This is a genomic window from Streptomyces sp. NPDC013457, assembly GCF_043089925.1.
Classification (GTDB): domain Bacteria; phylum Actinomycetota; class Actinomycetes; order Streptomycetales; family Streptomycetaceae; genus Streptomyces.
In genome coordinates this window covers 353,528-367,798 of the sequence record NZ_JBICBL010000005.1, presented here as the reverse complement: position 1 = coordinate 367,798, position 14,271 = coordinate 353,528, and the positions used below count along the sequence as shown (strand labels likewise).

Here is a 14,271-nt window from a genome sequence, read left to right as displayed (position 1 = left end):
GCGATGCGGAGGGCGGGGACGGAAGGCGGATCGGAAGGCGGATCGGAAGACGGATCGGAGGGCGGACGGAGAGCGGGCTGAGAGACGTCCGCAGGACGGTTCAGAGGGCGAGGCGCCGGGAGAGGTCGGAGGTGAAGACGGAGTGCGGGTCGAGCGTGGCCCGCAGCGCGCGGAAGTCGGCGAGCCTCGGATACATCGCGTCCAGCAGCTCCGGCCGCAGCCGCGAGTCCTTCGCCAGGTAGACCCGGCCGCCCGCGTCCGCCACCTCCTCGTCGAGTTCGTCGAGGAAGGCGCCCAGGCCGGAGAGCCGGGTCGGGATGTCGAGCGCGAGCGTCCAGCCGGGCACGGGGAAGGAGAGCCAGCCCGGGTCGCCCGTGCCGAAGCGCTTGAGCACGGCGAGGAACGAGGGGCAGCCGCGGCGCGCGATCCGCTTCACGATCCGGCGCAGCGTCTCCTCGCGTCCGTGGCCGACGACGAACTGGTACTGGACGAATCCGCCGCGCCCGTAGATCCGGTTCCAGTGCGGGACGCCGTCCAGGGGGTGGAAGAACGTGGACATCCGCTGGAGTTCGCCCCTGCGGCCGCGGGGCGCCCTGCGGTACCAGAGCTCGTTGAAGAGACCGACGGCCGTGCGGCCGAGCAGCCCCTCGGGGACCAGGGCGGGCACGGCGGGCAGCCGGCCCGGGCGGAAGGCGAGGGGAGCGCGGCGGGCGTGGCGGTCCCGGACGGGGATCGCGTCGTACGGGGCGTGGTCGCCCCGGGTCAGGACGGACCGGCCGGTGGCGGCGCCGCGCGCGAGGAGGTCGATCCAGGCGACCGAGTAGCGGTAGCGGTGGTCGGTGGCGGTGAGCCGGGCCATCAGCTCGTCGAGGTCCGCGGCGCGTTCGGTGTCGACGGACATGAGGGAGGTCTCGACGGGGAGCAGCCGGAGGGTCGCGGAGAGGATCACGCCCGTCAGGCCCATGCCTCCGGTGGTGGCGTCGAAGAGGTCCGTCCCGGGCAGGACGGTGCGGATCTCCCCGTCGGCGGTGAGGAGTTCGAGGGCGGCGACATGGCGGCCGAAGGAGCCGGAGACGTGGTGGTTCTTGCCGTGGATGTCGGCGCCGATCGCGCCGCCGACCGTGACGTACCGGGTCCCGGGGGTGACGGGGACGAACCAGCCGAGCGGAAGGAGAACTTCCATCAGGCGGTGCAGGCTGACGCCGGCGTCGCAGACGACGGTGCCGCCGACGGCGTCGACCGAGCGGATCCGGTCGAGGCCGGTCATGTCGAGGACGGAGCCGCCGGCGTTCTGCGCGGCATCGCCGTAGGCGCGGCCGAGACCGCGCGCGATGGAGCCGCGGGCACCGCAGGCGCGGACGGCTTCGGATGCCTCCTCGTACGTCCGGGGGCGGTGCACGCGCCCGAGGGTGGGAGCGGTGCGACCCCAGCCGGTGAGGGGCTCGTCGTCGGTGTGGGCAGCCATGAAGGCGACCGTATCGCCCGATCTGAGTGTTATGGATGGTTTGCTCTCGGTTCGTCGAAATGGGTGATTAAAGGAGTGTCAGGAAAGATTGCCGTGCGGTGACCGGGCCGCCGGGTCAGAGTCACCCCCGGGCCGACGGAGGAGCCCGTCGAGAACCGGGAGGCGGAGCCGATGCGAAACGCGGACTGGGCCGGGGCCGAGCGGAGAATCCTGGCAGTCCTGCGCGGCTGCGGACGCCGCGCGCCCGTGGCCACGGCCGCCCGTGCGCTGTCGTTCGGCGGAGAGCACGGCGCCCTCTGGCTCGCCGCCGGTCTCGTCGGCGCCGGGCTGGACCGGGAGGGGCGATCCGGCTGGCTGCGCGGTACGGCCCTGGTCGCGGGGGCGCACCTGGCGAGCATGGGGGCCAAGCGGGTGGTCCGGCGGCCACGGCCGGGGACGGCGGAGTACGAGCCCCTGGTCCGCACGGCCGGCCGGCACTCCTTCCCCAGCTCCCACGCCGCGTCCGCCGCCGCGGCGGCCGTCGCCTTCGGCGCCCTCCACCCGACGGTCCGCCGCCTCGCCGCCCCCGCGGCGGCCGCGATGTGCCTCTCCCGCCTGGTCGTCGGCGTCCACTACCCGACGGACGTGGCGGCGGGCGCCCTCCTGGGCGCGGCGACGGCCGGCCTCGCCCGCCCCTGGCTCCGCCCGCCGGCCACCGCCCTCGCAGCGCTCGCCGGTGGGCGCCGTGGCTGAGCGCTCCGCCGCCGTCCTCGACAACCCCGTCGGCGTACGGGACCACCGGCGCGGGCCCGGGCGCACGCGGCCGTACGCCGTGGCCGCCGGCCTCGTCAGGACCGCCCGGCCCCGGCAGTGGGTCAAGAACGTGCTCGTCGTCGCCGCGCCCGTCGCCGCCGGCCAGCTCGTCTCCTGGCACACGGCCGCCCGACTCGCCCTGGTCTTCGCCCTGTTCACGGCCGCCGCGTCCGCCGTCTACCTCGTCAACGACGCCCGTGACGCGGCCGCCGACCGCGCCCACCCCGTGAAGTGCCGCCGCCCCGTGGCCTCCGGGCTCGTCCCCGTACCCCTCGCGTACGCCACCGGCACCCTCCTCGGCGCCGGGGCGGCCGTCGCGAGCGCGGTCCTGTGCAACCCCATGACCGCCGCGCTCCTCATCGCGTACCTCGTCATGCAGGTCGCCTACTGCCTGCGGCTCAAGCACGTCCTCGTCGTCGACCTCGCCGTCGTCACCACCGGCTTCCTCATGCGAGCCATGGTCGGCGGGGTCGCGCTCGCGATCCCGCTCTCCCGCTGGTTCCTGATCACCACCGGCTTCGGCGCGCTCTTCATGGTCGCCGCCAAGCGCTACTCCGAGGCGGTCCAGATGGAGGACGCGCGCGGCGCGACCCGCGCGCTGCTCACCCAGTACACGACCGGATACCTACGCTTCGTCTGGCAGCTGGCGGCCGGAGTCGCCGTCCTCGGCTACTGCCTCTGGGCCCTGGAGAGCGGCGGCGTCGCCACCGGCAGCCTGCTGCCCTGGCGCCAGCTCTCCATGATCGCCTTCATCCTCGCGGTCCTGCGCTACGCCGTGTTCGCCGACCGCGGCTCCGCAGGCGCCCCCGAGGACGTCGTGCTGCACGACCGCCCGCTCGCGATCATCGGCCTGGCCTGGGCGGCGATGTACGGCATGGCGGTCGCGGACCTGTGAGGCCGCCGGAAGTACGCCGTATCGGCACGAGATCAAGGGGTACGCGTACGACATGGACTGGCTGAGCAAGCTCCCCGTCATCGGCCCCTGGGTCACCCGGCTCATGAAGACGCACGCCTGGCGTTCGTACGAGACCCTCGACGCCGCCCACTGGACCCGGCTCGCCGCCGCCATCACCTTCATCAGCTTCCTGGCGCTGTTCCCGCTGATCGCCGTCGCCGCGGCGGTCGGCGCCGCGCTGCTCAGCCAGGAGCAGCTCGACAAGATCGAGGACAAGATCACCGACCAGGTCCCCGGCATCTCCGACCAGCTGAACATCGGCGGGCTCGTGGACAACGCGGGCACGATCGGGCTCGTCGCCGGCGTCCTGCTGCTCTTCACGGGCGTCGGATGGATCGGCTCGATGCGGGACTGTCTGCGCGCGGTGTGGGGGATCGACGACCAGGACGAGGGCAACCCCGTCGTACGCAAGGGCAAGGACGCGCTCGTCCTGCTCGGGCTCGGCGCGGTCGGGCTCTCCTCGCTCGCCGCGTCCTGGCTCGGCTCCACGGCCGTCGGCTGGTCCGCCGACCGGGTGGGGATCTCCGGCGAGGGCGCCACCGGGATCCTGCTCCAGGTGGCCTCCGTCGCCGTCGCCGCCGTGGCGGGCTTCCTCGTCCTGCTGTACCTGCTGACGCTGCTCCCCGGTGTCCATCCGCCGCGCCGCCGCCTGGTGGTGGCGGCGGTGATCGGAGCGATCGGCTTCGAGCTGCTGAAGCTGCTGATCGGCGGCTACATGCGGGATGTCGCGGGGAAGTCGATGTACGGCGCGTTCGGCGTGCCGGTCGCGCTGCTCCTCTGGATCAACTTCACCGCGAAGCTCCTGCTGTTCTGCGCCGCCTGGACGGCTACGGGGTCACGGTCCGGTCCGGACCGCTCGGAGCTTCCGGACGACCGGGATCCTGAACCGCGTCAGGACCCGCCGAGCCGTCAGGACTCGCAGGGCCGTCAGGACCCGCCGAGCCGTCAGGACCCGCCGAGCCGTCAGGACCCGCCGAGCCGTCAGGACCCTGAACCGCGTCAGGGCCCGCAGGGCCGTCGGTCCGAGGGCGGCGGCGGACCAGCTCCGGCAGCGGCCAGCGACGGTTGACGAGGAAGGCGGCGCCCGCCAGCAGCACCAGCAGGCCGCCGACGATCCCGAGCGCGGTCCCGACGCCGCCGACCTTCCCTCCGGCGGAGGCCTTCTGCGCGGCGTCCGGGGCGTTCTTGCCGGGCGCCGGCGACGAGCCGTCACTCTCGGTTCCGGGGTTCGTCACGGCGGACTTCGGCGGGACCAGCTCGCCCACCGGCTGTACCTTCCCGGCCGCGGCGAAGCCCCAGTCGAGCAGCCGCGCGGTCTCCTTGTAGACCGCGTGCTGCTCCTTGGACGACGGGTTCAGCACCGTCACGAGAAGGACTTTGCCGTTGCGCTCCGCAACGCCCGTGAACGTGGCGCCGGCGTGCGTGGTGTTGCCGTTCTTGACGCCGGCGATGCCCTGGTACGGCGCGACGCCCAGGTCGCCGGTCAGCAGCCGGTTCGTGTTCTGGATCTCGAAGGTCTCGCGCTTCTTCCCCGGCTTCTCCTCGCCCGGGAAGGCGGCGCGGGCGGTCGCCGCGTACTCCCGGAAGTCCGCGTTCTGCATGCCGCTGCGGGCGATCAGCGTCAGGTCGTACGCGGACGAGACCTGGCCCGGGGCGTCGTAGCCGTCCGGCGACTCCACGTGGGTGTCGAGCGCCTGGAGCTCCTCGGCGCGGTCGTTCATGTCCTGCACGGTCTTCGCGATGCCGTTGTTCATCGAGGAGAGCACGCGCACGGCGTCGTTGCCCGAGCGGAGGAAGACACCGAGCCAGAGATCGTGGACGGTGTAGGTCGACTTCTCCTTGATCCCCACGAGGCTCGATCCCGCACCGAGGCCGGCCAGATCCTCGGACGTGACGGTGTGCTTCGTCGTCCGGGGGAACTTGGGCAGCACCGTGTCAGCGAAGAGCATCTTGAGCGTGGAGGCCGGGGCGAGGGGCCAGTGGGCGTTGTGCGAGGCGAGCACCTGACCCGTCTCGGCGTCCGCGACGATCCACGACCGCGCGCTCAGCTCCCTGGGCAGCACCGGCGCCCCGGGCCCGAGCCGCACCTGCGTACCGGGCACGCCGAGCAGCGACCCGCCGAGCGACGACATCTTGGCGGGCGGCTTGGGCTGCTTCTCCTCCTTGTTGTCCGCCGTGTCCGCGTGGGCGGGGACGGCGGACAGAAGCGGAAGCAGCGCAGCAGCAGTGACCGCCCAAGCGGTCTTCTTCGAAGCAGACACGATCGAAAACGTACAGGCACGGCCCAACGATCCGAACCCCGCCGGGCGGTTCGCCGGGTCACCACCACTCGGGTGCCCGGGGCGCCCCGGGGACGAGGCACCCGGGGCGGGTGGTGATACTGAGGGTATGAAGCTCAGCCGTCCCGTCTCCTGGTTCCTGCTCGCCTTCGGGGTGTGGAGCTGGTTCATCTGGGTCACTTTCGTCAAGAACCTGTGGAACGACGGGAGCGGTCTCGCCTTCGACGACGCGGGCGACCCGACGGCCTACTTCTGGGTTCATCTGCTGCTCGCCATCACGTCCTTTGTTCTGGGGACGGTGGTCGGCGTCATCGGGTTGCGTGGAGTGCGCGCGTTGCGACGCGAGCACGGATAGGGGTTGGGGCGCGTGCTCGTCTTTCTGCTCGTGTTCGTCGTGATCCTCGGGCTCCTGGCCACGGTTCACTGGTACGTGTGGCGGCGCCTGGTGCGCGATGTCACCGCGCGGGGGAGCGTGGCGCGGCGGCTCGGGACCGTGGCGGCGTTCGGGCTGCCCGCGCTGTCGGTCGCGGCCCTGGTCTCCGCACGGGCCGGCGCCCCCTTCTGGCTCCAGCAGGTCGTGGCCTGGCCCGGCTACCTGTGGCTGGCCGTTCTGCTCTACCTGACCCTCGCGCTGGTGGTCGGCGAGGCCGTCCGCCCGCTGCTGCGGCGTGCCTTCGAGCGCCGGGAGACCGCCCCGAGCCCTTCCCCGGCCCTCGCGGAGGCCCCGGCCCGGGCCACGGTCCCGCCCTCCGCTCCCGCCGCCCCGATCCGGGAGCCCGTCGTAAGCGACGAGTCCGCCGTAAGCGACGAGCCCGCCGGGAGCGACGAGTCGGTCGCCCCCGGCGCCCCGGCCGGGAGCGACGGGGCCTCGGGCGTCGCCGGGGCCACCGCCGTCTCCCGGCGGCTGTTCGTCTCGCGTGTCGTGGGCGGGGCCGCCGCGGCCGCCGCCGTGGGGACCGTCGGGTACGGCACGTACGGCGTGCTGCGCGGGCCGCGCGTCAAGCGGGTGACCGTACCGCTGGCCAAGGTGCCGCGGGCCGCGCACGGGTACCGCATCGCCGTCGTCTCCGACATCCACATCGGGCCGATCCTGGGCCGCGCGCACACGCAGCGCGTCGTGGACGCCGTCAACCGCACCCAGCCCGACCTGATCGCCGTGGTCGGCGACCTCGTCGACGGCAGCGTCGAGAACCTCGGCCCCGCCGCCGAGCCCCTGGCGCAGCTCAGGGCCCGGCACGGTTCGTTCTTCGTGACGGGCAACCACGAGTACTTCTCCGGCGCGGACGCCTGGGTCGACCATGTGCGCGAACTCGGTCTGCGGCCGCTGCGCAACGCGCGCCAGGAGATCGCGGCCGGATTCGACCTCGCGGGGGTCGACGACATCGCCGGCGAGAGCGAGGGCCAGGGACCGGACTTCGCCGCCGCCCTCGGCGACCGCGACCGCGCCAGGGCCGCCGTCCTCCTCGCGCACCAGCCGGTCGTCATCCACGACGCCGTACGCCACGGCGTCGACCTCCAGCTCTCCGGCCACACCCACGGCGGTCAGCTCTGGCCCGGCAACTACCTCGCCGAGCTCGCCAACCCGACCGTCGCCGGTCTGGAGCGGTACGGCGACACCCAGCTCTACGTCTCGCGCGGCGCGGGCGCCTGGGGCCCTCCGGTCCGGGTCGGCGCGCCCTCCGACATCACCGTCGTGGAGCTGGCCTCCCTGCAGGCATGAGCCTCCCGGCAGGCCCCGAAGGGGCATGTCCGGAATAGCGGGATGGTGTAGCGGAACGGGTCACTCATCGCGCTGGGGTAGATACATGCCGTTGAGTCCCCCGAAGTCGCTCATCACGGACATATACCTGCACTGTGAAGGTTTACTCTTCCACTTGTGAAATCCGTGTGATTGGGTGACGCCATCGCGGCATGGCTGGGTGCCGCCGCGCCAGGGGTGGGCTCGAAAAAAGGAAGCACGGCAATGCGGTCGAAGGTCCGTCTGCGGATCCTCATCACTTGTGGAGTTCTGGTGGCCGCCGGGGTGGGAGGCTGGCAGCTGCTGCCTTCCGACGACGTCCGGACCGACCCGATCTCGGTCGGCACCACGGACGAGGTCACCTCGCTCGACCCGGCCGGAGCGTACGACGCCGGCTCGTGGGCGATGTACAGCAACGTCTACCAGTCGCTGCTCTCCTTCAAGCCCGGCTTCGTCACGCCGGTCCCCGACGCCGCCGAGAGCTGCAAGTTCATCGGCACCCGGCTCACGACGTACCAGTGCGAGCTCCGGGACGACCTGACCTTCCCCGGCGGCCGCAAGGTGACGGGCGAGGACGTCAAGTACTCCTTCGAGCGCATGCTGAACATCAAGGCGGACGTCGGTCCGGCGCCGCTCTTCGCGACCCTGAAGGGCGTCGTGGCCGAGGGCCAGAAGGTCACCTTCAACCTGACCGGCCGGGACGCGACCTTCCCGCTGAAGCTCGCCACGGGCGCCGGCTCGATCGTCGACCGTGACCAGTACCCGGCCAAGCAGCTGCGCGAGGGCACCACGGTCCAGGGCACGGGGCCGTACCTCCTCAAGGAGTACAAGCCCGGCGAGAGCGCTCGCCTGGAGCCGAACCCGAACTACCGGGGCGCCGTGGAGAAGCGCGGCGGAACGGTCGTCGTGAAGTACTTCACCGAGTCCGAGCAGCTCGCCGACGCCTGGGAGAGCAAGCAGGTCGACATCGCGCACCGGCAGATGCCGCCGGAGTTCCTGTCGACGGTGAAGGACGGCAAGGACACCGCCCGGATCACCGAGGCGCAGACGGCCGAGATCCGCAATCTCTACTTCAACGTGAAGTCCGGCTCGCCGATGGCGAAGAAGGCGGCCCGGCAGGCCGTCGCCGCCGTGATCGACCGCCCGGCGATCGTCACCGGCGCGTACCACGGCACGGTCGAGCCGCTGTACTCCCTCATCCCGCAGGGCTTCAACGGCCACAGCACCTCGTTCTACGACACGTATCCCGAGCCGTCCAAGAAGAAGGCGAAGAGCCTGCTGGAGGCCGCGGACGTCGAGACGCCGGTGAGCTTCACCCTCGGCTACCGCAAGGACGCCACGTACGGCGCCGAGGCGGCGGAGCTGAAGCGGCAGCTGGAGGCGAGCGGCCTGTTCAAGGTCAAGCTGGTCGAGGCGGAGTGGAAGGAGTTCCAGCAGGGGTACGTGAAGGGCGACTACGACGCGTACCCCGTCGGCTGGCTGCCCGACTTCCCGGACTCCGACAGCTTCACCGCCCCGCTGGTCGGCACGGACAACGCGATGCACAACGGCTTCGGCAGCAAGAAGATCGACTCGCTGATCTCCGCGACGCAGCAGTACAGCGACCGGGCGGCGGCGGCCAACGACTTCGAGGACATCCAGGCCGAGGTCGCCGAGGACGTTCCGCTGATCCCGCTCTGGCAGAAGAAGGACTACGTCCTGGCGACGGCCGAGGTCGCCGGTTCGCAGTACCTGACCGACGGCACCGGCATCTGGCGCCTCTGGGAACTCAGCTGGATCTGACGGGCGCGCGCTCGGACGAAGGCGGCTCGGCCCCTCGGGGCCTGAGCCGCCTTCGGGCTTGAGCGGCCTCGCGGGCCTGCACCGCCCCCGGGCTTGAGCCGCCCTCGGGCCCGAGTCGCGCCGGCCCGCCCGTCAGTCCTTCGAGGGCTTCGGTCGCTTGGGCCTGCCCGAGGCCGCCATGCCGGCCGCCGTCGGCATGAAGTCGGCGAGGAGGTCGTGGGTCTCGCGCACCAGGGGGCGCAGCAGCCGGAAGCGCGAGAGCGAGATCGCCCGCGCGGTGACCGGTGCGAGGCGCTCGACGAGGCGGCGGCTGTTGGCGCAGCCCTCGGAGCGGTCGTACACCCAGAACAGCACCAGGCCCATCTGCTGGAGCCAGAGCAACTGGGGGAGCGGCTCGGCCAGTTCGGGGTCGACCTTGATGTCGGCCCCGGAGATGACCCGGCGGTGGACCTCGATCGCGGCCTCGCGCGGGCCCTCCGACTCGGGGGAGAAGGGGCTGAGCGGGCTGTCCGGGTCGGCCGCGTTCTTGAAGAACTGGGCCGCGAACTCGTGGTACGGCTCGGCGATGTCGAGCCAGCCGAGCAGGACCCCGCGGATGCGGGCCGTGAGGTCCTTCTCGCCGCCGTCGAGGATGTCCGCGACGGCCGCCTGGTGCTCCTCGGCGATGTGGTAGTAGAAGCCCTGGACCAGGTGCTCCTTGGAGGCGAAGTAGTAGTACGCGTTGCCGACGGAGACCCCGGCCTCCTGGGCGATGGCCCGCATGGTCGTCTTGTCGTAGCCGCGCTCCTTGAAGAGCCGGAGCGCGGTCTCGAGGATGAGCGTGCGGGTCTGTTCGCTCTTGGCGGCCTTGGCCGGGGCCTTGGCCCCGGCGTCGGTTCCGGTCCGCTCGGGCTCGGCGGGCTGTACTTCCTTCACGTCCTTCACAGTGCCCGAGCCTAGCCGGGCGTACCGGGCACTTCGCAGCGCCCGTCCTCGCAGGCCGGTCCGCCGCCCTTGAGTGCCTCGCGCCACCTGGCGGCGGCGAGGACGGTCGCTTTGGCGAAGGGCTGTCCGGCGGGGGTGGCCAGCCAGTGGGCCTTGGGCCGGTGTTCGGCCAGGGCCCAGAGGCAGACGATCCAGGCGGAGGTGGCGCGGTAGACCTGCCCCCGGTCCCCGATCACGGTGATCTCCCTGAGGGTGGATTCGTGGTCGAGGCCCGGGAAGCGGCGCCTGGCCTCCTGTGAGGCGGCCGGGACGAGGTCGAGCGGGACGAGCTTGCGCTGCCGCAGCAGCCAGTGACGCAGATGGACGCAGAGCGGGCAGTCGGCGTCGTACAGCACGGTGAGGCGGTGTACGGGGGTCACGGGCGGCCGGCTCATCCGTCTCTCCTCACGCTCCGGCGACGGGCGGGGCCCAGGGGCCCTTGGCCGGGCCGGTCCATCCCTGCGGCGGCACCGGCGGAACCTGCTCGCGCTCCATCACGCCCCGGCGGCGGATCTTGTTGAGGACGTAGACGTTGCCCAGGTGCATCACGCCGAGGACGAGGAGGACCACGCCGAGCTTGACGGACAGGGCCTCGAAGAGCCCCCGGGCGTCTGCGACGGTCTCGTCCTGATTGAGGTAGAGGGCGACGAAGCCGAAGTTGACGAGGTAGAAGCCGACCACCAGGAGGTGGTTGACGGCATCGGCGAGCTTCTCGTTCCCGTGCAGGACGTCTGCCAGGAAGATCCTTCCGTTGCGGCTGAGCGTGCGGGCGACCCAGACGGTCAGAGCCACGCTGATGAGCAGGTAGACGATGTACGCGACGACAGTGAGGTCCATGCCCCACCCTCCCTTGAACGCGTTCAAAAGCTGGCAGTCATGACTGTAGACCCCCGTTTGAACATGTTCAAGTGGGGGTGGGGGCATGGGGTCGGGGAAGGGCGGGCGGAGGGGCCGGGGGAGGAGCGGAAGAGGGGCCGGGAAATCCGTAGGTGATCGGGGGGCCCGGCGCCTAGGGTGACGCCTGATGCTTTCCTATGACGTGGCCGGTGAAGGCCCTTCCACAGTTGTCCTGCTCCACTCCGGCGTCTGCGATCGGAGGATGTGGGACGCGCAGTTCGCGGCGCTGGCCGCCGCCGGGCACCGTGTGGTCCGCTGCGACCTCCGCGGTTTCGGCGAGACCCCGGTAGACCGCTTGCACACCCACTGCGACGATGTCGTGGAACTCCTCGACGCCCTCGGCGCCGACCGGGCCGCGCTCGTCGGCTCCTCCTTCGGCGGCGAGGTCGCCCTGGAGACGGCCGTCCGCCACTCCGGGCGCGTCTCGGCGCTCGCGCTGCTCTGTTCCGGCATCCCCGACTACAGCCCGAGCGACGAACTGCGCGCCTGGGGCCGGCGCGAGGACGAGCTGCTCGAAGCGGGCGACGTGGACGGGGCGGTCGTGCTCAACGTCGACACCTGGCTCGGCCCGGAGGCCGACGACGAGGCGCGCGAGCGGGTACGCGTGATGCAGCGGCGCGCCTTCGACGTACAGCTCGCCGCGTCCGACGAGGTCGGCCCGGTCGACGCCGGTGTGACGTCGGCGGAGCTGACCGGGATCGACCTGCCGTGCCTGGTCGTCTCCGGGGCCCACGACCTGCCCGACTTCCGGGCGATGTCGGCCCGCCTCGCCACGCTGCTGCCCGGCGCCCGTCACCTCGAACTGGAGTGGGCGGCCCACCTTCCCGCCCTGGAGCGTCCCGAGGAGACGAGCGCGCTGCTCGCCGGCTTCCTGGCGGAGGTCACAGCCCCCGGCGTATCCGTGAGCTGATCGCGCGGTCGGTGATCCCGGCGTCGGCGGCGAGCAGGAACGCCCTCGCGAGGATCACCGACAGCGTCCCGCCGTCCTCCTCGAACGGCAGGAAGACCTTCTCCGGGGCGAGCGGCGAGCGGTCCGGCCCGAGGGGGAGCGGAGCGTCCTCCGGCTCCATCAGGACGTTGCCCGAGCCCAGATGGATCCGGTACGCGCGCAACTCGCCCCGGACCCGCAGGAAGCGGTCCGTCAGCTCCGTGCGGTCCGCGATCCCGGTGCGCGGCAGCAGCCGGGCCAGCGTCTCCCGGCGGATCCGGGCCGAAGCGGTCGGCTCGCCGAACGAGCGGCTCTCCCCGTACCCGTCGTGCGCCCGCTCCTCGCCGCTGTCCTGCCACTCCGGGGCCGCGCCCACGGACGCCACTGCCACGAACAGGTCGACGTCCCGCAGTGTCTCCGACAGCACGAGCGCCGGAACGTCGCCCGGTGGGACCGTCTCCCAGGCGCCCCGCGCCCCCGCGGAGGCCACGCGGCGCTCGAAGCGGACCTGGTTGGTGGAGCAGAGCACGGAGACCCCGTCGGCGGACCGGCCGCCGTCGACCCGCTCGACGAGGAGCCGGGCCCGCCAGGACATCCCCTCGCCCACCGGCAGATCACCGCGGCGCGGCAGCTCCCGCACCATCTCGGAGGAGCCGCCCTCCTCGAAGTACCCCAGGCGGTCACCGGTCCAGCCGCGCTCGGCCATGAGCGCGCGTGCCCGGCCGTAGCGCAGGATGTGTCCCGCGAACCGGTGGGAGCACGCACCGGTCGCCGCCTCCTCCGGGGTGAGGGGGTACACCTCGCGGAACACCTGCTGGAACGGCTGGCGCAGCTCCCGCTCCGTCAGCTCCCCCCGCCACTCGGCCACTTCCTCGGCCTCGGCCCGTATCGGATGCCACAGCCGCAGCCGGGACCCGGGTGCGACCGGGGTCGCCGTCCCGTCCGCGCCGGCCAGCGCCCAGCCGCCGCCGGTCCGCTCGGGAACCCCGGCCGTCCAGCGTCCGTCGGCCTCCGGGGCGACCTCCCACAGCAGTGCGCGGGCGGCGCGGCCGGTCACCGGATGGTCGATGTAGTACCGCTCCCAGTCCTCCGCGGGCCACGTCGTCCCCGCCGCCAGATGCTCCTCCAGCCGGGCCCGCTCCACGGCCAGCAGCGTTCTGAGCTCCTTCAACGCGGAGCGGAGCAGCGTCAGTCGCTCGGCGTACGCCTCGCGGACCGCTTTCGGCGCCGACTTCAGCACCCGGCCCTGAGGGCCCCGGAACGACAGGGACGCCACGCCGGGCTCCTGCACGCAGAGCACCGCCGTGTACACCCCGAGCGTCTCCTCCCGCATGCCCCGCCCGTCGAGTCCGTGCGCGGGCACCCCACGCTCGCGCAGCATCGACGGCGTGAGCCCGGCCCGCCCCGAGACGGCCTCCAGGGCCTTGGCGGCCGCCTTGAGCACCGTCCGGTTGCGGACCCTTCCTCTGATCCGTCCGAGCCACTGGACGGCGTCGGCGGCCCGTTCGCCCTCGCACGCGCCGAGGAAGGCGACCCCGGCCGCCGCGAGCCTGGCGTTGCGGCACACCCCGCCCGAACCACCCGTGCCCGTACCGGCGTTCAGTACGACCGACCCGACGGTGGGCACCACCCAGGTGCCGGGCAGTCCGGCCGCCGCCCACAGGGCTCCGCGCACAACCGCCGCGTTCCGTTCGCCGGCCAGGCCTGGTTCGCGGTACACGCCCATGGGGTTGGGCATCACGACCAGGTGCTCCGCCTGCCCGGCGGCACCGTCGAGCAGCGCCCTGACGAGCGCGTCACCGCGCTCCACCGCCGCGAGCAGCTCTCCGGCGGCCTTCTGCCACTTCTTGGTCGGCCGGGCGGCGTCGAGCGCCGCGCAGTGCTCCAGGAACGCCGCGGCGCCGGCCGCCGCGAGCAGCTCCGGGTGCTCGGACCGCATCCGGGGCCCGTACGCGTCCTCGTCGTTCAGGAGCGCCCACGGCAGCCCGGTGCCGTCAGGAACCTCGGGGCCGATCAGCCGGTCCAGGGTCTCCCGTATCGCGGCGTTCTCCGAGCCCTCCGCCTGGTCGCCCCAGGCCGACAGGGAGGCCGTGCGGGCGGCCCGGAGCAGGGCGCGGTCGCAGTCGCCCGCCTCGCGCGCGGCGGCCAACGGGAGCCGCATCAGCGGACCGTACTCCTGCAGCAGCCGCATCGGATCGACCATGGCCATCACGCCCACGAGCCGTTCGAGCAGCTCCTCCGCCTGGGAGGCCGACCATCCCAGTCGCCGTCCGGCGAGCCAGGAGACGCTCCAGTCGGTGACCTTGTCCGCTCCGCCCCGGCACTGGTTCCGGTGAATCCACAGGGCGGCCCGGCGCAGCTCGTCGGGCGCCAGGTCCTCCAGCAGCTCCTGGACGGCCGCGCCCCCCTGGGTCCGCTGCCGTACTCCCGCCTCGTACAGCCTGACTTCCAGGCTCGTCGTCCCCACCATGC

At 72.5% G+C, this 14,271-nt stretch carries 12 protein-coding genes and 1 pseudogene; 7 read left to right on the top strand and 6 right to left on the bottom strand.

Annotated elements, in window-relative coordinates; genetic code table 11:
- Window positions 1-100 precede the first annotated feature (100 nt).
- The gene (locus tag ACF1G2_RS16215; protein ID WP_391798877.1) at window positions 101-1,465 is read right to left on the bottom strand and encodes an FAD-binding protein; all 1,365 of its coding nucleotides are present in this window, start codon (window positions 1,463-1,465) and stop codon (window positions 101-103) included.
- Between the two features lie 171 nt (window positions 1,466-1,636).
- Here ACF1G2_RS16215 and ACF1G2_RS16210 point away from each other — a divergent pair, with 171 nt between their 5' ends.
- The 3 genes from ACF1G2_RS16210 to ACF1G2_RS16200 are packed head-to-tail and all read left to right on the top strand — an operon-like array spanning window position 1,637 to window position 4,281.
- Window positions 1,637-2,197 carry a phosphatase PAP2 family protein gene (locus ACF1G2_RS16210; RefSeq protein ID WP_391798876.1) on the top strand — a complete coding sequence of 187 codons (561 nt, stop codon included), beginning with the start codon at window positions 1,637-1,639 and terminating at the stop codon, window positions 2,195-2,197.
- A complete protein-coding gene (locus tag ACF1G2_RS16205) occupies window positions 2,190-3,152 on the top strand; it encodes a decaprenyl-phosphate phosphoribosyltransferase (RefSeq protein ID WP_391798875.1) in 963 nt (320 codons plus the stop codon). The genes ACF1G2_RS16210 and ACF1G2_RS16205 overlap by 8 nt, the downstream gene beginning before the upstream one ends.
- Window positions 3,153-3,204: 52 nt before the next feature.
- Complete coding sequence (locus ACF1G2_RS16200; RefSeq protein ID WP_391798874.1) at window positions 3,205-4,281, top strand: YihY/virulence factor BrkB family protein; 1,077 nt, start codon at window positions 3,205-3,207, stop codon at window positions 4,279-4,281.
- Window positions 4,282-4,621: 340 nt separating this feature from the next.
- On the opposite strand, the pseudogene ACF1G2_RS16195 reads toward ACF1G2_RS16200, so the two are convergent.
- Window positions 4,622-5,344: pseudogene (locus ACF1G2_RS16195) on the bottom strand (D-alanyl-D-alanine carboxypeptidase family protein); the annotation flags it as partial.
- Between the two features lie 256 nt (window positions 5,345-5,600).
- Between ACF1G2_RS16195 and ACF1G2_RS16190 the strand changes: the two are divergent.
- From ACF1G2_RS16190 to ACF1G2_RS16180, 3 genes are all read left to right on the top strand, one after another.
- Window positions 5,601-5,846 (top strand): SCO4848 family membrane protein, encoded by a 246-nt coding sequence (locus ACF1G2_RS16190; RefSeq protein WP_361442745.1) that lies wholly within the window; start codon window positions 5,601-5,603, stop codon window positions 5,844-5,846.
- Window positions 5,847-5,858: 12 nt separating this feature from the next.
- On the top strand, window positions 5,859-7,211 hold the full coding sequence (locus ACF1G2_RS16185; RefSeq protein ID WP_391798873.1) for a metallophosphoesterase: 1,353 nt from the start codon (window positions 5,859-5,861) through the stop codon (window positions 7,209-7,211).
- 243 nt (window positions 7,212-7,454) lie between these two features.
- The gene (locus ACF1G2_RS16180; RefSeq protein WP_391798872.1) at window positions 7,455-9,011 is read left to right on the top strand and encodes an ABC transporter substrate-binding protein; all 1,557 of its coding nucleotides are present in this window, start codon (window positions 7,455-7,457) and stop codon (window positions 9,009-9,011) included.
- A 132-nt stretch (window positions 9,012-9,143) separates the two neighbouring features.
- Here the strand turns inward: ACF1G2_RS16180 and ACF1G2_RS16175 are convergent, their stop codons facing one another.
- From ACF1G2_RS16175 to ACF1G2_RS16165, 3 genes are read right to left on the bottom strand one after another with little or no spacing between them, the layout of a single operon-like run.
- Window positions 9,144-9,926, bottom strand: a complete 783-nt coding sequence (locus tag ACF1G2_RS16175) for a TetR/AcrR family transcriptional regulator (protein WP_391798871.1) — start codon at window positions 9,924-9,926, stop codon at window positions 9,144-9,146.
- A gap of 20 nt (window positions 9,927-9,946) precedes the next feature.
- Window positions 9,947-10,369 (bottom strand): thiol-disulfide oxidoreductase DCC family protein, encoded by a 423-nt coding sequence (locus ACF1G2_RS16170; RefSeq protein ID WP_391798870.1) that lies wholly within the window; start codon window positions 10,367-10,369, stop codon window positions 9,947-9,949.
- A 10-nt stretch (window positions 10,370-10,379) separates the two neighbouring features.
- Entirely contained in the window at window positions 10,380-10,811 is a 432-nt protein-coding gene (locus ACF1G2_RS16165) for a hypothetical protein (RefSeq protein ID WP_391798869.1), read from the bottom strand.
- 184 nt (window positions 10,812-10,995) lie between these two features.
- On the opposite strand from ACF1G2_RS16165, the gene ACF1G2_RS16160 reads away from it, so the two are divergent.
- Window positions 10,996-11,781 (top strand): alpha/beta fold hydrolase, encoded by a 786-nt coding sequence (locus tag ACF1G2_RS16160; RefSeq protein ID WP_391799037.1) that lies wholly within the window; start codon window positions 10,996-10,998, stop codon window positions 11,779-11,781.
- Here the strand turns inward: ACF1G2_RS16160 and ACF1G2_RS16155 are convergent.
- Entirely contained in the window at window positions 11,753-14,269 is a 2,517-nt protein-coding gene (locus ACF1G2_RS16155) for a DUF4132 domain-containing protein (protein ID WP_391798868.1), read from the bottom strand. The genes ACF1G2_RS16160 and ACF1G2_RS16155 overlap by 29 nt on opposite strands.
- Window positions 14,270-14,271: the final 2 nt, after the last annotated feature.